We start from the raw sequence: 15,539 nt of genomic DNA, 5'->3' as shown, positions 1-15,539 counted from the left end.
TCATGCAGAACACCGCGACGCCCACGCACTGCCCCTACTGCGCCCTGCAGTGCGGGATGAATCTGACGCCCGCCGCCGACGGGGGTGTCGAGGTGAGCGAGCGCGCGGACTTCCCGGTGAACCGGGGGGCGCTGTGCGGCAAGGGGCGTACGGCGCCGGCGGTGCTCGCGTCGAACGTGCGCCTGACGTCGCCGCTGGTGCGTTCCGCCGACGGCGCGCTGGTGCCGGCCGGCTGGGGCGAGGCGCTGGACCGGATCGCCCGGAACCTCGTCCGCACGCGGGACGAGCACGGCGCGGACGCCCTCGGGGTGTTCGGCGGGGGCGGGCTGACCAACGAGAAGGCGTACACGCTGGGCAAGTTCGCCCGGGTGGCGCTGGGGACCTCACAGATCGACTACAACGGGCGGTTCTGCATGTCGTCGGCCGCGGCGGCCGGCACGAAGGCGTTCGGGCTGGACCGGGGGCTGCCGTTCCCGCTGGAGGACATCCCGAAGACAGGATGCGTGATCCTCGTCGGGTCGAACCCGGCGGAGACGATGCCGCCGTCCCTGCGGTACTTCACCGAGCTGCGCGAGAACGGCGGCACGCTGATCGTCGTCGACCCGCGCCGCACCAAGACCGCCGAGCAGGCCGACCTGCACCTGGCGCCCCGGCCGGGCACCGACCTGGCGCTGGCGCTGGGGATGCTGCACCTGGTCGTCGCCGAGGGCCGGGTCGACGAGGAGTACGTCGAGGAGCGCACGGCCGGCTGGGAGGACGCGCGGGCTGCGGCGATGGCGCACTGGCCGGAGTACGTGGAGCGGATCACGGGGGTGTCCGTCCCCGATCTGCGGGAGGCCGTACGGCTGTTCTGTGAGCCCGAGGCCGCGATGGTGCTCACCGCGCGCGGGCCCGAGCAGCAGGCCAAGGGCACGGACACGGTGGGCGCGTGGATCAACCTGTGCCTGGCGACCGGGCGGGCCGGACGGCCCCGGTCGGGATACGGCTGCCTGACCGGGCAGGGCAACGGACAGGGCGGGCGCGAACACGGGCAGAAGGCCGACCAGTTGCCCGGCTACCGCAAGCTGACGGACCCGGAGGCGCGGCGGCACGTCGCCGAGGTGTGGGGCGTGGACCCGGACTCCCTGCCGGGGCCGGGGCGCAGCGCCTACGAGCTGCTGGACGCGCTGGGCACGGACATCCGGTCGCTGCTGCTGATGGGTTCCAACCCGGTGGTGTCGGCGCCCCGCGCCGCCCACATCGAGGAGCGGCTGCGGTCGCTGGACTTCCTCGCCGTGTGCGACGTGGTGCTGTCGGAGACGGCGGCGCTGGCGGACGTGGTCCTGCCGGTGACGCAGTGGGCGGAGGAGACGGGGACCACGACCAACCTGGAGGGCCGGGTGCTGCTGCGGCGGCGCGCGATCACCCCGCCGGACGGGGTCCGCACCGACCTGGAGGTACTGCACGAGCTGGCCGGCCGGCTCGGCGTGGAGAAGGGCTTCCCGACCGAGCCCGAGGAGGTCTTCGACGAGCTGCGCCGGGCGAGCGCGGGTGGTCCTGCGGACTACTCCGGGATCGACTACCGGCGACTGGCGGAGGAGAACGGGGTGTTCTGGCCGTGCCCGGCGCCGACGGATGAGGCCACTGAAGCGGCCAACCGGCATCCGGGCACTCCCCGACTCTTCCTCGACCGCTTCGCCACCGACGACGGCCGGGCCCGGTTCGTCCCCGTCACGCACCGCCCCAGCGCCGAGGAACCGGACGACGAGTACCCGGTGCTGCTGACCACCGGACGCGTCGTGGCGCAGTACCAGTCCGGCGCGCAGACCCGGCGGGTCGACGAGCTGAACGCCGCCGCGCCCGGCCCCTTCGTCGAACTGCACCCGCGGCTGGCGGCGCGGCTCGGGGCGGCCGAGGGCGACCCGGTGGCCGTCGTCTCCCGGCGCGGCCGGGCGGTGGCGCCGGCCCGCATCACCACCGGCATCCGCCCCGACACCGTCTTCATGCCCTTCCACTGGCCGGGCGAGGGCCGCGCCAACACCCTGACCAACCCGGCCCTGGACCCGACGTCGCGGATGCCGGAGTTCAAGGTGTGCGCGGTGCGGGTGGAGGCGGTGGCGGTGGCGCCCGAGGTGGCGGTCACGTCGTAGCGGTCATCGCACCGGCCAGTCCCCGCCCTCGATGCGTGTGCCGCGGGCCCGCAGTCGGGCCGCGACCGCCGGGGCGGCGACGTACACCCAGGCGCGCACGGTCGAGCCGTCGCGGTCGCGCACGACGTTCCTCGCCACCCGCTCGTACAGGTTGCGCGGGTCGCCCGGCACGTACTCCTCCAGCCGGTCCAGGGCGGCGAGCAGGTCGGCGTACGCCTGAGGCACCGCGGTGACGAGGTCGCCGCGCACCACGCCGCCCGGTTCCTCGACGGCGTACGGGTAGCCGGGGCCCTCGTACAGCACGGCGCCGGTGAGGCGGGCCGGTTCCTCGGCGCGGGTGCGGCCGCCGAGGAAGGGGCCGTGGTAGCGGCCGCCGGGGCGCAGCGTGCCGTAGACGAAGGACGGGAGTCGCGCGGTGTCCACGAGGGGTCATCCTCTCCCCTCACGTCTCCCCTCATGCCCCTCATGATCTTCACGGCAGGGTTATGGACATGACATGTCATGCGCGCTTAAACCTGTGGGGACATCAGCGCCTCAACATCAGCGCCTCCCCCCTCCCCCACGCGCCCCGAAGCGCTCCTCCCCCCAAGGAGTCCGATGAGCCGAATACGGCACGCACGAGGGTCCCGTCTCCCCACCGCCGGCATCGCCGCCGGTACCGCGACCCTCCTGGTCGCCGCGCTCGCCCCCGGCGCCGGCGCCGCCGACCGGCCGGCCCCCGCCGCCGCCCTCGACCACGCGGCGACGGCCCTCGCGGACCACGCCACGAGCCTCGGCCTGACCCCGGCGCAGGACACGAAGGTCCGCGACGTCATCGTCGACGAGGACGGCACCCAGCACGTCCGCTACGACCGCACCTACCGCGAACTCCCCGTCCTGGGCGGAGACTTCGTCGTCCACCTCTCCCCCGACGGCGACTACCGCGGCGCGAACCGCGCGACGAGCGCCCCGGTCTCCCTCCCCACCGTCACGCCGAAGCTGTCGGCGCCCAAGGCCGCCGACCTGGCCGCGAACGCCCTGCGCGCCGCCAACCCGGGCGAGCTCCTGAAGAAGCTCACCGCCAAGCCGCAGCTGGTCGTCGACGCCCTGCACGGCACCCCGAAGCTGGCCTGGCGCACCAACGCGGCGGCGCTTGACTCCCTCGGCAACCCGGTCGCCCGCACCGTGCTGACCGACGCGCGCACGGGCGCCCGGATCGATGCCTGGGACACCATCGAGTCGGCGTCCGGCGACGGCAGGTCGCTCTACGGCGGCACGGTGCCGCTGGAGACGACGCAGTCGGGAGCGTCGTACCAGCTCAAGGACCCGACGCGCGGCGACACCTACACCGGCGACGCCGAGAACCAGACCGACCTGTGCTTCCTCGGCATCTGCCTGGTCCGCGCGCCCGCGACGCCGTTCACCGACGCCGACAACCACTGGGGCACCGGCACGCCGGCCGACCGTGCCTCGGCCGCGGTGGACGCGCAGTACGGCACGGACATGACCTGGGACTACTACGAGGACGTCCACGGGCGCAGCGGCATCGCCGGCGACGGCAAGGGCTCGTACAACCGCGTGCACTACGGCAACCGCTACAACAACGCCTTCTGGGACGACAGTTGCTTCTGCATGACGTACGGCGACGGCGACGGGAACACCTTCGGGCCGCTGGTGTCGCTGGACGTCGCCGGACACGAGATGTCGCACGGGGTGACGTCGGCGACGGCGGCGCTGACGTACTCGGGCGAGTCCGGCGGCCTGAACGAGGCGACCTCCGACATCTTCGGCACGCTGGTGGAGTGGCACGCGGGCAACTCCACCGACGCCGGGGACTATCTGATCGGCGAGAAGGTCGTCCGTTCCGGCTTCGGCCGCGACGCCCTGCGCTACATGGACAAGCCCAGCAGGGACGGCAGTTCGGCCGACTGCTGGAGCACGTCGGTGGGCGACCTCGACGTGCACTACTCCTCCGGGGTCGCCAACCACTTCGCCTACCTGCTTGCCGAGGGCAGCGGAGCGAAGACCGTGGGCGGCGTGGCCCACGACTCGCCCACCTGCGACGGCTCGACGGTGTCCGGGATCGGCCGGGACAAGCTCGGTGACATCTGGTACCGGGCGCTCACGGTGTACATGACCTCGTCGACGGACTACGCGGGCGCCCGCACGGCCACCCTGAGCGCGGCCCAGGACCTGTACGGCGCCGACAGCACGGAGTACGCCGCGGTGGGCGCGGCGTGGAGCGCGGTGAACGTGGGCTGAGCCGGCCTCGCGCACCCGCTCACGGCCGCCCCGGGAACGTCCCCGGGGCGGCCGTGCCGCGTGGAGGCCGGCCGGCTATGCGGCGTCGTAGGGCCGCACCTCCTTCGCATCCCGCAACGCCCGCCCCCACCAGACCAGTTGGTCCAGCATGGTCTTGGCCGCCGCGTCCGGCCCCGACGGGTCCAGGAGCCTGCCCGCGTCGTCGAAGGACGCGCCCGCGTTGTGGAAGGAGACGGTGTCGCGGACCGTGACGGCGTGCAGCTCGGCGAAGACCTGCCGCAGGTGCTCCGCGGCGCGCAGGCCGCCGGCCAGACCGCCGTAGGAGACCAGGCCGACGGGCTTGGCCCGCCACTCGGTGTAGTGCCAGTCGATGACGTTCTTCAGGCCCGCCGGGAACGAGTGGTTGTACTCGGGGGTGAGCACGACGAACGCGTCGGCGCGGGCCAGTTTGGGGGAGATCTCCTGCAGCGCGGTCTGCGCCTCGGGGGTCCGGGCGAGGGTCGTCGGCAGGTCGGTCCCGGCGACGTCCACGACCTCGGGGACCAGGTCGTCGTGGGCCCGGAGGTGGTCCAGGAGCCAGTCGGCGACGACCGGGCCGAAACGGCCGTGGCGGTTGCTGCCGACGAGCAGGGTCACATGGAGCGGTGCGGTGTCTGTGTTCATGCCGGAGAGCCTCCTACCTCAACAAAGCTTGAGGTCAAGTCGCAGCCCCGGGCATCTCCTCGACGGGGGCCGGTCACCCGTTCACACCCGCGCCGTACGCCCTTCGGGATCTTTTCCGGCACCCGCCCGTCACCCGCCGGTGACCTGCCGAAACGGCGTGCCGCGCGGCGTCACCGGGTGGACGGCTGACACCCATTCAACCCATTGCCGACGAGCTCTCGGGGAGCGGACGGCGCCCGGTGCCACTTTCCTCGGTAGGGCAGGGGCCACCGAAGAGCTCAAGGAGCACCGATGCGACGTACCGCCCGCCTGCTGACCGGCACCGCGCTCGCCGTCGCGGCCGCCGGCCTCGCCACCGCGGCGCCCGCACACGCCGAGGAGACCGCGGCGACCGGAGCTCTCGAGGTGTCCCCGTCCTCGGTCGTGCCGGGCGAGCGGGCCACCGTGCACACGGCGGCGTGCGGCGCGAGCGGTGCGGCGGCCGGTGACGCCAGTGCGGTGGGCGCCGGTACGTTCACGCTGGCGCCGGGCGGGGCCGGGGGCGAGTCGGCCGGGGAGTTCGAGGTGCCCCCGAGCGCGCAGCCGGGGACGTACGAGATCGTCGCGACCTGTGGTGACAGCGGGCGGCGGGTGACGGGTGACCTGGTGGTCACGCTGACCTCGGCGCATGCGCAGGTGTACCCGAAAGGAAGCGTGAAGACGGGGGTCGGTGGCGCTCTTGGCTCCGACCCCGTGCAGACCGCGGCCGGTGTGGCGGCTCTCGCCGTCGCCGCCGCGGGCGGTACCTGGCTCCTGCATCGCCGGGCGAGAGGCGACGGGATCTGACGGGCACCCTCCGCTGCCCGTCCGTCGGTACCGCACTTCCCCACCCCCTCCGGGTCCGATGCCCCTCGCGGCCCGGAGGGGGCAGGGGTCCCTCGAAGAGAGGGGTCGTCGAAGAGGGGTCGTCGAAGGAGAGGGGTCGTCATGCCCAGGGTCGGCAACACCGCGATAGCGACGGTCACCGCGCTCGCCTTCTGCTCCGGGACCTGGCTGCTCATATCCGGCGCCGGGCCCGGGACCCCGCCGCAGCCGTCGGCCGCACAGGCCGGCATCGGCACCGGCACCGGCGCCGGACAGGCAGGGCAGGCGCCCGCCGCCCCGGCGCTGCCGCCCTCGCCGCCCGACCGGATCCGCGTCCCGGCGATCGGCGTGGACGCGCCCCTGACCGGCCTCGGCCTGACACCGTCGGGCAGCCTCGACGTCCCGCCCGCCGAGAAGAAGAACCTCGCCGGCTGGTACGAGTCCGGCACCACCCCCGGCGAGCGGGGCACCGCCATCGTCGCCGGACACGTCGACAACGCCGAGGGCCCTGCCGTCTTCTACCGGCTCGGCGCACTGAAGAAGGGCGCCACGATCGAGGTCGACCGCCGCGACGGAGGGGTCGCGGTGTTCACCGTGGACGCGGTGGAGGTCTACGCCGCGAAGGACTTCCCGGACAAGAAGGTCTACGGCGCGGCGCCGCGCCCAGAGCTGCGGGTCATCACCTGCGGCGGCGACTACTCACGCAGTACGGGGTACCAGGGCAACGTGGTGGTCTTCGCCCACCTCACCGGCAGCCGGTGAGCCGTTCAGCACGTTCGCCTTCCCCCAGGCGCCGAGCGGCGCCAGCGCCTCGTTGAGGGCGATGCCCCGGGCGGTCAGCGAGTACTCGACGCGCGGCGGCACCTCGTCGTACTCCTCGCGGTGCACGATGCCGTCGGCCTCCAGCTCCCGCAGCTGCGCGGTGAGCACCTTCTCGGTCACGCCGGGCAGCTCCCGGCGCAGCGCGCCGAAGCGACACGTCCCCTCGCCGAGCGCCCACAGGATCAGCACCTTCCACTTCCCGCCGATCACGTCCATCGCCGCGTCGACCCCGCACACGTATGCTCCCGGCCGCCGTGCCGTGCCCATACCCGTCACCACCCCGTCCCCGTCCCACTGCCTGCGCTGCCCGACCACCTGTGCTGCCTGCACGCTTCCCTCGGGGTAACCACCCACTTCCAAGTGCGTACTTGAGCAGCCGTACCCCGTGGCGCAGCCTGATCATCATGACTGACAAGGCATCCGCTTCCCGTATTCCGCTCACCGTCCTCGGCGCCGGCGCCATGGGCACCGCTCTCGTCCGCGCCTGGCTCGCCGCCGGGCACCCCGTGACCGTCTGGAACCGCACCCCCGCCCGCGCCGAGGCCCTCGGGGCCGACGGCGCGACGGTCGCCGCGAGCGCCGCCGAGGCGGTGGCCGCGAGCCGTCTGGTGATCGTCTGTCTGCTCGACGACGCCTCGGTCGGAGCGGCCCTGGAGGGCGCCGACCTGACCGGCCGGGACCTGGTGAACCTGACCACCGGCACCCCCGCCGAGGGCCGCACCCGCGCCGCCTGGGCCGAGGCGCGCGGGGCCCGTTTCCTGGACGGCGGGATCATGGCCGTACCGCCGATGATCGGGGACGCCGGCTCCGGCGCGTACGTCTTCTACAGCGGCTCCCCCGCCCTCTTCGAGGAGCACCGCGACACCCTCGCCGTCCCGGCCGGCGCCCGCTTCGTCGGCGCGGACGCGGGCTTCGCCGCGCTGCACGACGTGGCGCTGCTGAGCGCGATGACCGGCATGTTCGCGGGCATCATGCACGCCTTCGCGCTGATCCGCCCCGAGGACATCGCCCCGAAGGACTTCGCGCCGCTGCTGGTGTCGTGGCTCGGCGCGATGGCCGGCTCGGCCCACCTGGCCGCCGACCAGATGGAGAGCGGCGACTACGCCAAGGGCGTCGTCTCCAACCTCGCGATGCAGGTGGCGGGCAACGCGACGCTCCTGCGCACCGCCGAGGAGCAGGGCGTGAGCCCGGAGCTGCTGACGCCGTACATTGCCCTGATGGAACGGCGGCTCGCCGAGGGCCACGGGGAGGAGGACGGCACGGGGGTGGTGGAGCTGCTGGACCTGCGGCGGTGAGATGCCGCGGCTTTCCAGTGGTCTGATCCGCCGGACAGGCCTAACGCAGTGCGGCGGCGACCAGGCCGTACAAGGCGTCGCGCTGCACCTCACCGCCGTTGACGAGCCGGTCGAAGACCAGTCCGTCGATGCAGGTCAGCAGGGTGTGCGTGCGGTTCTCGACGTCCGTGACGCCGTGCGTGGCGAGGAACAGCCGGACGGTCTCGCGGCCTGCGTTCTCCCGGGGCACGAGGATCTCGCGCAGTTCCGGGTCGCGGACGCTCTCGACGGCGCAGGCGTAGCGGGCGAGTGAGCGGCGGCGGCCCTCGCCGGTGAGTCGCTGTCGGGTGAGCAGTGCCATGCCGTTCACCAGTTCCTCGACGGTGCCCGGAGGCGCGAGCTGTTCGGCCGTCGTCTGCAGTTCCGCCTGGTCGAGTTGGACCAGGCGCGTGACGAGTGCGGTGAGCAACGCGGCGCGCGTGCGGAAGTAGGCCGAGGTAGTGCCGGTCGGCATGGCGGCCCTGCGGTCGACGGCGCGGTGGGTCAGGCCGCGGATCCCTTCGTCGGCGAGTACGTCGATGGCCGAGTCGGCAAGGAGGGTGCGCCGGTCCGAAGTCATGCCCTCTTTCTACACCTGTAGAGCGAGCCCTGGATCCTGGATAGGATCACCTTCTACACCTGTAGAAGGATCGGAGTGTCGGCATGGGCAGCACGGCAGTGGTGGTCGGCGGCGGCATCGGCGGGCTCGCCGCCGCGATCGGCCTGTGCCGCATCGGATGGGACGTGACGGTCGTCGAGCGCGCGTCCACGCTCGAGGACGCGGGGGCAGGTATCTCCCTGGCCGCCAACGGCCTGCGCGCGCTGGACGAACTCGGAGTCGGCGAGGCGGTACGGGACGCCTCGCGAGGCCAGTACCGCGGCGGCACCCGCACGCCGCGAGGCCGTCGGCTGGCCCGCATGGACGGTGCGGCGCTGGAGAACGCGGTGGGATCGCCAATCATGGGAATTCCCCGCTCCACCTTGCACCGGCTGCTCCGCGACTCCCTGCCCGCCGCATCGCTGCGCATCGGCTCCGAGGCCACCTCGGTCGAGCAGATCGGCCCCGGGACGGTCCGAGTCGGCTGCGGCGACACGGTGCTGGACGCCGATCTGGTGGTGGCGGCCGACGGCATCGGCAGCAAGGTCCGCAATCGTCTCTTCCCGGCCCACCCCGGCCCGGTCCACAGCGGCTCGACCGTGCTGCGCGCCATCACCGAGCACGCTGTCGATCTGCCCACCGACTTCGAGCTGACCTGGGGCCGAGGCGTGGAGTTCGGGCACATCGCCTTCCTGGACGGGCGTGCCGAATGGCATGCCGTTCTCAGCCTCCCCGCCGGAACCCGGTTCGCCGACCCACTGACCGAACTGCGCCGACGGTTCCACCACTGGCACGACCCGATCCCCGCACTGCTCGGAGCGACCCGGCCCGCCGCCGTGCTGCACCACGATGTCAACGAACTCCGCACGCCACTCCCCTCGTACGCGATCGGCCGGATCGCTCTGCTCGGCGACGCGGCCCACGCGATGACCCCCCATCTGGGGCAGGGTGCCTGCCAGGCGCTGGAGGACGCGGTCGTGCTGGCGGCCGCGCTCGGCACCGAGCCCACTGTCGAGACCGCGCTCGCCCGCTACGACGCCGAACGCCGACCGCGCAGCCAGGCCGTCGCGCGGGCCGCGGGACAGGCCGGGCGGATGGGCCAGCAACTCTCCCACCCCGTGGCCGTCGCCCTGCGGAACTCGGCGATGCGACTGACCCCGTCCCGGATCACCATGCGCATGCTCCTCCGACACCACGCCTGGGTTCCGCCGCACCTGACCTGACCCCGAGCCTCCCCGCCTCAGCGGAACTCGTGGACCACCTGGATCTCACCGACGATGTGAGCGTTGAACTCGTCCAGCTCCGCGGCCGGAACCCAGAGCTCGAGGATCGTCCGTCCGCCCGCCTGCTGGACGGGATACCGGCTCAGAAACTCCGACTCGACCTCGAAACGGGTGACGAAGCCGGCGCCGTCGTGCTTCACGTTCCAGTCCCGCGCGATCCTGATCGCGTAGTCCTCATTGAGGACCGGATAGAAGATCGGCTGCTCGGGCAGCCGAGGCGGCCACGCACGCCGGTTCAGCTCACGAACCAGGTCCAGCTCCTTGGGGCCGGTGGGGCGCCACAGGGTCGTCGTTGCCTGCCGGCTGGTCATGTGCATCGCTCTCTCAACGTCGGCCGCCGGTACGGCGAGTCGGGAGACCGGACCATACCGGCACCGCGAGTTCGGCAGCCACCGAGTTCCGCTCCCCGGCCGGCCGTGGCGCGACGGGCCCCACGGGCGCCCTCTGCCCTCCTTACGCCACCCACTGCTCATACGCCAGGTTCGCCACCAGGGCGAAGACCACCGTCAGCAGGACCACGCGGACGAAGCCGCTGCCCCGCTTGAGGGCCGTGTGGGCGCCGAACATGCCGCCGGCCAGGTTGAAGGCGGCCATCAGGACGGCCAGTTGCCACAGGACGGCGCCCTGCCAGGCGAAGGTGGCGAGGGCGCCCGCGTTGGTGCAGCAGTTGACGATCTTCGCGGTCGCGGAGGCGGCGACCAGGTCCAGGTGGAGGACCGCGGTGAGCGCCAGGACGAGGAACGTGCCGGTGCCGGGGCCGATGAGGCCGTCGTAGAAGCCGATGCCGAGGCCCGCGAGGCCGATCGCGGCGAGGATCTGGCGGCGGGTGGCCGGGCCGGTGGCGGGGGCGGTGCCGAAGGTGGGGCGCAGGATCACGAAGGCCGCCACCGCGAGCAGCACCACCATGATCACCGGCTTGAGCACCTCGGTGCTCATCCCGGCCGCGAAGAAGGCCCCGCCCGACGATCCGGCCAGCGCCGCCAGGCCGATGCGTACGGCCGTACGGACGTCCACCGGGGCCTTGCGGACGTAGGTCACCGCCGCGCCCGTGGTGCCGACGATGGCGACCGCCTTGTTGGTGCCCAGCGCGTGGGCGGCCGGAGTCCCGGCGGGCAGGCCCAGCAGCAGCGCGGGCAGGAGCAGCAGCCCGCCACCGCCGACCACCGCGTCGATCCAGCCCGCGGCGAGGGCCGCGAGACAGAGCAGAACGATGGTGGTCAGCGATATGTCGGGCATGATCGCGACCCTATGGACGGGGTGGATGTGCCGTCCATCGAGATGAGCTACTTCTGAGGTTCCCGACATCCCGACGCCCCCGCCCTCACACCCGCCCCCCACCCCCGCTGAGGGCAGCGTTCCCCGCGGGAAACAGAGGTGATGCCACCGGGTAACACCCGCACCGCACGCTCGATGCCATGACCTCGAATTCGCGTGTGGTGGTGATCGGCGCCGGACTCGCGGGCGTGACGCTCGCCCGGCGGCTCGGTGAGCTCGGCACGCCCGCGCTGCTGGTCGGCGACGAGGAGCACCGCCCGTACAACCGGGTGCTGCTCGCCGAGGTGCTGGCCGGACGGTACAGCCCCGAGGTGATCGCCCTGCCGGCGCCCGCGGAGCTGACCCGCGCCCGGGTCACCGGCATCGACCGGGCCGGGCGGACCGTCCGGTGCGCCGACGGCTCCCTGATCGCATACGACACGCTGGTGCTGGCCACCGGCTCCAACGCCGTGCTGCCGCCGCTGCGCGGCCTGTTCACCCCGGACCGCGAACTGCCGGAGGGCGTGCACGCGTTCCGCACCATGGACGACTGCCTGGGCCTGTCCAAGGCGGTACGGCCGGGAGTGCGGGCGGTCGTCATAGGCGGCGGGCTCCTCGGGGTCTCCGCGGCCCGCGCGCTGGCCGTGCGCGGCGCCCAGGTCGTCCTCGCCCAGCAGTCCGAGCGGCTCATGGAGCGCCAGCTCGACCCGGCCGCCTCCGCGCTCGTCCGGCGCCATCTGGAGGACCTCGGCGTCGAGGTGCACACCGAGTGCCGCGTACGGGACGTACGCAGCGTCGGCGGGGCGGTGCGGTCGGTGGAGATGGGCGACGGGTACGCCCTCGGCGCCGACCTGGTCGTCCTCGCCTGCGGGGTCCGGCCGCGCGTCGGCCTCGCCCAGGAGGCGGGCCTGGACGTCGGCAAGGGCATCCTCGTCGACGACGAGCTGCGCACCTCCGACCCGCACATCCGCGCGATCGGCGACTGCGCCCAGCACGCCGACCGGGTGTACGGGCTGGCCACGCCCGCCCTGGAACAGGCCGGCGCGCTGGCCGAGCTGCTCGCCGGGAGCGACACCGCCCGCTACACCGGCACCCGCTCCCTCACCCGGCTCACCCTCACCGGGCCGGACAGTCCTTTCGACCTCGCCGCGTTCGGCGAGACCGACCCCCGCCCCGGCGACGACGTCGTGCAGCTCGCCGACGCCACCCGGGGCACCTACCGCAAGGTCGTCGTCCGTGACGACCGGCTGGTGGGCGGGGTCCTGGTCGGCGAACTCGGCACCGTCGGCGCGCTGGCGCGCGCCTGGGAGGGAGCAGAGCCGCTCCCCTCCGACGGCGGCCCCCTGCTCCACCTGCTCACCAATGACGGAGGCTCCTGATGACCGCCACCCCGGGGCCCACCCCCACCCTCGTGCTCGTCGGCCACGGCATGGTCGGCCAGCGCTTCCTCGAGGCGCTCGCCGAGCGCGGCCTGACCGCCACGCACCGCGTGGTCGTGCTGTGCGAGGAGCCGCGCCCGGCCTACGACCGCGTCCAGCTCACCTCGTACTTCTCGGGCAAGACCCCCGAGGACCTGTCGATGACCGACCTGGCCTTCATCGAGCGGCACGGCATCGAGTTGCACGTCGGTGACCCGGCCGAGACCGTCGACCGCGCGGCGCGCCGGGTGACCGCCCGCTCCGGTCTGGTCGTCGACTACGACGTACTGGTGCTGGCCACCGGCTCCTACCCGTTCGTGCCGCCGGTGCCCGGGAAGGACGCCGAGGGCTGCTTCGTCTACCGGACGATCGAGGACCTCCTCGCCATCGAGGCGTACGCCAAGACCGCGACGACCGGCGCGGTGGTCGGCGGCGGGCTGCTCGGCCTGGAGGCGGCGGGCGCTCTCAAGGGCCTCGGACTCACCTCGCACATCGTGGAGTTCGCGCCCCGTCTGATGCCGGTCCAGGTCGACGAGGGCGGCGGCGCGGCGCTGCTGCGCACCATCGAGGACATGGGCCTGTCCGTCCACACGGGCGTCGGCACCCAGGAGATCGTGGTCGACGACGCATCAGGCGCCGTCACCGGCATGAAGCTGTCCGACGGCTCCGAACTCGCCACCGACCTGGTCGTGTTCAGCGCCGGTGTCCGCCCCCGCGACCAGCTGGCCCGCGACTGCGGTCTGGCGGTCGGCGAGCGCGGCGGCATCACGGTCGACGAGCAGTGCCGCACGGTCACCGACGAGCGCGTGTTCGCGATCGGCGAGTGCGCGCTGGCCGCCGACGGGCGGGTGTACGGGCTGGTGGCGCCCGGGTACGAGCAGGCCGAGACGGCCGCCGCCACCATCGCGGCCCAGGAGGCGTCCTTCACCGGCGCCGACCTGTCCACCAAGCTGAAGCTGCTCGGCGTGGACGTGGCGTCCTTCGGCGACGCGCACGGCACCGCCGAGGACTGCCTCGACGTCGTCTACTCCGACTCCCGCGCGGGGCTGTACAAGAAGCTGGTCGTCGGCCGCGACGGCACCCTGCTCGGCGGCATCCTGGTCGGTGACGCCGAGGCGTACGGCACCCTGCGCGCCTTCACCGGTTCGGTCCCGCCGGTCTCCCCCGAGTCGCTCGTCCTGCCCGCCGGTGCCGGGGCTCCGGCCCAGCTGGGCCCGTCCGCGCTCCCCGACGACGCGGTGATCTGCTCCTGCCACAACGTCACCAAGGGCACGATCCGCGGCGCGGTCACCGACCACCAGTGCACGACCGTGCCCGAGGTGAAGAAGTGCACCAAGGCCGGCACCGGCTGCGGCTCCTGCGTCAAGGTGCTCGGCCAGCTGGTCACCGCCGAGCTGGAGGCGAGCGGCGTCGAGGTCGACAAGGGCCTGTGCGGCTGCTTCGCGCAGACCCGCGAGGAGCTGTACGAGATCGTCCTCGCCCTGCGGATCACCTCCTACCGCGAGCTGCTCGACCGGCACGGCCGCGAGGGCGCCCGGGGCGGCGACGGCTGCGAGGTCTGCAAGCCGGCGGTCGGCTCGATCATCGCCTCCCTCGCCCCGACGATCGGCGCGAGCGGCTACGTCCTGGAGGGCGAGCAGGCGGCGCTCCAGGACACCAACGACCACTTCCTGGCCAACCTCCAGAAGAACGGTTCGTATTCGGTCGTCCCCCGCATCCCCGGCGGTGAGATCGCCCCGGAGAAGCTGATCGTCATCGGCGAGATCGCCCGTGACTTCGGGCTCTACACGAAGATCACCGGCGGTCAGCGCATCGACATGTTCGGCGCCCGTGTCGAGCAGCTGCCGGTGATCTGGGCGCGGCTGGTGGACGCCGGCTTCGAGTCCGGGCACGCGTACGGCAAGTCGCTGCGGACGGTGAAGTCCTGTGTGGGCCAGACCTGGTGCCGCTACGGCGTCCAGGACTCGGTGCGCATGGCGATCGACCTGGAGCTGCGCTACCGGGGGCTCAGGTCCCCGCACAAGCTCAAGTCGGCGGTCTCCGGGTGCGCCCGCGAGTGCGCCGAGGCACAGTCGAAGGACTTCGGCGTCATCGCCACCTCCAACGGCTGGAACCTGTACGTCGGTGGCAACGGCGGCGCCACCCCGCGCCACGCGGACCTGCTCGCGCAGGACCTGTCCGACGCCGAACTGGTCCGCCTGATCGACCGGTTCCTGATGTTCTACATCCGCACCGCCGACAAGCTGGAGCGCACCTCCACCTGGCTGGAGCGCATCCCCGGCGGCCTGGACCACGTACGCGACGTGGTCGTGCACGACTCGCTCGGCATCTGCGACGAACTGGAGTCCCTGATGCGGGCCCACGTCGCGCACTACCGCGACGAGTGGGCCGAGACCATCAACGACCCGGAGAAGCTGGCCCGGTTCGTGTCCTTCGTGAACGCGCCCGACACCCCCGACCCGGTCGTGGGCTTCGTGCCCGAGCGCGACCAGATGAAGCCCGACCTGCCGCTGCTGAACATCGGCCTGCGGCGCCCCTCGGAAGACGACCTCCTGGAAGGAAGCACCCGGCGATGACCCTGGCACCCGAGTCCCTGGCGCCCGAGACGACCGACCTCAAGGTCCGGCTCCGGCTGACGGACGACTGGTTCACGGCCTGCGACCTCGGCGCCCTGCTCCCCGGCCGGGGCGTCGCGGCCCTGCTGCCGGACGGCGGCCAGGTGGCCCTGTTCCGCGACCGGGGCGGTGAGCTGTACGCCATCGACAACCGCGACCCGTTCACCGGCGCGGCGGTCCTCTCCCGCGGCCTGACCGGCACCCACCAGGGCCGCCCGTTCGTCGCCTCCCCGCTGCTCAAGCAGCGCTTCGACCTCGCCACCGGGGAGTGCCTGGACGACGAGGCGGTGCGGGTGGAGACGTACGAGGTGAAGGCGGCCTGAGCCAACCTTTCTTGACCGACCGTTTCATAAAGGTCTA

The 15,539-nt window shown here is 72.9% G+C and carries 15 protein-coding genes; 9 read left to right on the top strand and 6 right to left on the bottom strand.

The genetic code is table 11. The features are described from left to right. The first annotated feature begins 2 nt into the window (after nt 1-2). A complete protein-coding gene (locus ACIGO6_RS02720; RefSeq protein ID WP_399870272.1) occupies nt 3-2,129 on the top strand; it encodes a molybdopterin oxidoreductase family protein in 2,127 nt (708 codons plus the stop codon). A 3-nt stretch (nt 2,130-2,132) separates the two neighbouring features. Here ACIGO6_RS02720 and ACIGO6_RS02715 read toward each other — a convergent pair whose 3' ends face one another. Then, nucleotides 2,133-2,552 carry a gamma-glutamylcyclotransferase family protein gene (locus ACIGO6_RS02715; RefSeq protein WP_399870269.1) on the bottom strand — a complete coding sequence of 140 codons (420 nt, stop codon included), beginning with the start codon at nt 2,550-2,552 and terminating at the stop codon, nt 2,133-2,135. 174 nt (nt 2,553-2,726) lie between these two features. Here ACIGO6_RS02715 and ACIGO6_RS02710 point away from each other — a divergent pair, with 174 nt between their 5' ends. Then, nucleotides 2,727-4,370: a M4 family metallopeptidase gene (locus ACIGO6_RS02710; RefSeq protein ID WP_399870267.1), complete on the top strand. Its 1,644-nt coding sequence runs from the start codon at nt 2,727-2,729 to the stop codon at nt 4,368-4,370. A 75-nt stretch (nt 4,371-4,445) separates the two neighbouring features. On the opposite strand, the gene ACIGO6_RS02705 is transcribed toward ACIGO6_RS02710, so the two are convergent. Next, nucleotides 4,446-5,033, bottom strand: coding sequence for an NADPH-dependent FMN reductase (locus tag ACIGO6_RS02705; RefSeq protein WP_399870265.1), 588 nt, complete (start codon nt 5,031-5,033; stop codon nt 4,446-4,448). Nucleotides 5,034-5,324: 291 nt separating this feature from the next. Here ACIGO6_RS02705 and ACIGO6_RS02700 point away from each other — a divergent pair, with 291 nt between their 5' ends. Beyond that, nucleotides 5,325-5,858, top strand: coding sequence for a hypothetical protein (locus ACIGO6_RS02700; protein ID WP_399870262.1), 534 nt, complete (start codon nt 5,325-5,327; stop codon nt 5,856-5,858). 141 nt (nt 5,859-5,999) lie between these two features. Further along, entirely contained in the window at nt 6,000-6,638 is a 639-nt protein-coding gene (locus ACIGO6_RS02695) for a class F sortase (RefSeq protein ID WP_399870259.1), read from the top strand. On the opposite strand, the gene ACIGO6_RS02690 is transcribed toward ACIGO6_RS02695, so the two are convergent. Further along, nucleotides 6,576-6,965: a winged helix-turn-helix transcriptional regulator gene (locus ACIGO6_RS02690; protein ID WP_399871581.1), complete on the bottom strand. Its 390-nt coding sequence runs from the start codon at nt 6,963-6,965 to the stop codon at nt 6,576-6,578. The genes ACIGO6_RS02695 and ACIGO6_RS02690 overlap by 63 nt on opposite strands. A gap of 137 nt (nt 6,966-7,102) precedes the next feature. Between ACIGO6_RS02690 and ACIGO6_RS02685 the strand changes: the two genes are divergently transcribed. After that, nucleotides 7,103-7,993 carry an NAD(P)-dependent oxidoreductase gene (locus ACIGO6_RS02685; protein WP_399870257.1) on the top strand — a complete coding sequence of 297 codons (891 nt, stop codon included), beginning with the start codon at nt 7,103-7,105 and terminating at the stop codon, nt 7,991-7,993. A gap of 40 nt (nt 7,994-8,033) precedes the next feature. Here ACIGO6_RS02685 and ACIGO6_RS02680 read toward each other — a convergent pair whose 3' ends face one another. After that, complete coding sequence (locus ACIGO6_RS02680; protein WP_399870254.1) at nt 8,034-8,591, bottom strand: TetR/AcrR family transcriptional regulator; 558 nt, start codon at nt 8,589-8,591, stop codon at nt 8,034-8,036. Nucleotides 8,592-8,674: 83 nt separating this feature from the next. Between ACIGO6_RS02680 and ACIGO6_RS02675 the strand changes: the two genes are divergently transcribed. Beyond that, on the top strand, nt 8,675-9,832 hold the full coding sequence (locus ACIGO6_RS02675; protein WP_399870250.1) for an FAD-dependent monooxygenase: 1,158 nt from the start codon (nt 8,675-8,677) through the stop codon (nt 9,830-9,832). Nucleotides 9,833-9,849: 17 nt separating this feature from the next. On the opposite strand, the gene ACIGO6_RS02670 is transcribed toward ACIGO6_RS02675, so the two are convergent. Both ACIGO6_RS02670 and ACIGO6_RS02665 read right to left on the bottom strand, forming a co-directional pair. Next, nucleotides 9,850-10,203, bottom strand: a complete 354-nt coding sequence (locus ACIGO6_RS02670; protein WP_399870248.1) for a hypothetical protein — start codon at nt 10,201-10,203, stop codon at nt 9,850-9,852. A 142-nt stretch (nt 10,204-10,345) separates the two neighbouring features. Beyond that, nucleotides 10,346-11,128 carry a sulfite exporter TauE/SafE family protein gene (locus tag ACIGO6_RS02665; protein ID WP_399870246.1) on the bottom strand — a complete coding sequence of 261 codons (783 nt, stop codon included), beginning with the start codon at nt 11,126-11,128 and terminating at the stop codon, nt 10,346-10,348. Between the two features lie 179 nt (nt 11,129-11,307). Here ACIGO6_RS02665 and ACIGO6_RS02660 point away from each other — a divergent pair, with 179 nt between their 5' ends. From ACIGO6_RS02660 to nirD, 3 genes are read left to right on the top strand one after another with little or no spacing between them, the layout of a single operon-like run. Beyond that, a complete protein-coding gene (locus tag ACIGO6_RS02660; RefSeq protein WP_399870243.1) occupies nt 11,308-12,525 on the top strand; it encodes an NAD(P)/FAD-dependent oxidoreductase in 1,218 nt (405 codons plus the stop codon). Then, entirely contained in the window at nt 12,525-15,140 is a 2,616-nt protein-coding gene (nirB, locus tag ACIGO6_RS02655) for a nitrite reductase large subunit NirB (RefSeq protein ID WP_399870239.1), read from the top strand. The genes ACIGO6_RS02660 and nirB overlap by 1 nt, the downstream gene beginning before the upstream one ends. Next, complete coding sequence (gene nirD, locus ACIGO6_RS02650; RefSeq protein WP_399870236.1) at nt 15,137-15,502, top strand: nitrite reductase small subunit NirD; 366 nt, start codon at nt 15,137-15,139, stop codon at nt 15,500-15,502. Before nirB ends, nirD begins: the two co-directional genes overlap by 4 nt. Nucleotides 15,503-15,539: the final 37 nt, after the last annotated feature.

This window comes from Streptomyces sp. NPDC053750, from assembly GCF_044544295.1.
Taxonomy (GTDB): domain Bacteria; phylum Actinomycetota; class Actinomycetes; order Streptomycetales; family Streptomycetaceae; genus Streptomyces.
This window is presented reverse-complemented; position numbering and strand designations above follow the sequence as displayed.

What these genes read in the sequence shown, in the direction of transcription:
- ACIGO6_RS02660 (WP_399870243.1), top strand. Translation starts at nt 11,308, where the DNA reads ATGACCTCGAATTCGCGTGTGGTGGTGATCGGCGCCGGACTCGCGGGC.
- ACIGO6_RS02720 (WP_399870272.1), top strand. Translation starts at nt 3, where the DNA reads ATGCAGAACACCGCGACGCCCACGCACTGCCCCTACTGCGCCCTGCAG.
- ACIGO6_RS02710 (WP_399870267.1), top strand. Translation starts at nt 2,727, where the DNA reads ATGAGCCGAATACGGCACGCACGAGGGTCCCGTCTCCCCACCGCCGGC.
- ACIGO6_RS02700 (WP_399870262.1), top strand. Translation starts at nt 5,325, where the DNA reads ATGCGACGTACCGCCCGCCTGCTGACCGGCACCGCGCTCGCCGTCGCG.
- ACIGO6_RS02690 (WP_399871581.1), bottom strand. Translation starts at nt 6,965, where the DNA reads ATGGGCACGGCACGGCGGCCGGGAGCATACGTGTGCGGGGTCGACGCG.
- ACIGO6_RS02685 (WP_399870257.1), top strand. Translation starts at nt 7,103, where the DNA reads ATGACTGACAAGGCATCCGCTTCCCGTATTCCGCTCACCGTCCTCGGC.
- nirB (WP_399870239.1), top strand. Translation starts at nt 12,525, where the DNA reads ATGACCGCCACCCCGGGGCCCACCCCCACCCTCGTGCTCGTCGGCCAC.
- ACIGO6_RS02675 (WP_399870250.1), top strand. Translation starts at nt 8,675, where the DNA reads ATGGGCAGCACGGCAGTGGTGGTCGGCGGCGGCATCGGCGGGCTCGCC.
- nirD (WP_399870236.1), top strand. Translation starts at nt 15,137, where the DNA reads ATGACCCTGGCACCCGAGTCCCTGGCGCCCGAGACGACCGACCTCAAG.
- ACIGO6_RS02665 (WP_399870246.1), bottom strand. Translation starts at nt 11,128, where the DNA reads ATGCCCGACATATCGCTGACCACCATCGTTCTGCTCTGTCTCGCGGCC.
- ACIGO6_RS02680 (WP_399870254.1), bottom strand. Translation starts at nt 8,591, where the DNA reads ATGACTTCGGACCGGCGCACCCTCCTTGCCGACTCGGCCATCGACGTA.
- ACIGO6_RS02705 (WP_399870265.1), bottom strand. Translation starts at nt 5,033, where the DNA reads ATGAACACAGACACCGCACCGCTCCATGTGACCCTGCTCGTCGGCAGC.
- ACIGO6_RS02670 (WP_399870248.1), bottom strand. Translation starts at nt 10,203, where the DNA reads ATGACCAGCCGGCAGGCAACGACGACCCTGTGGCGCCCCACCGGCCCC.
- ACIGO6_RS02695 (WP_399870259.1), top strand. Translation starts at nt 6,000, where the DNA reads ATGCCCAGGGTCGGCAACACCGCGATAGCGACGGTCACCGCGCTCGCC.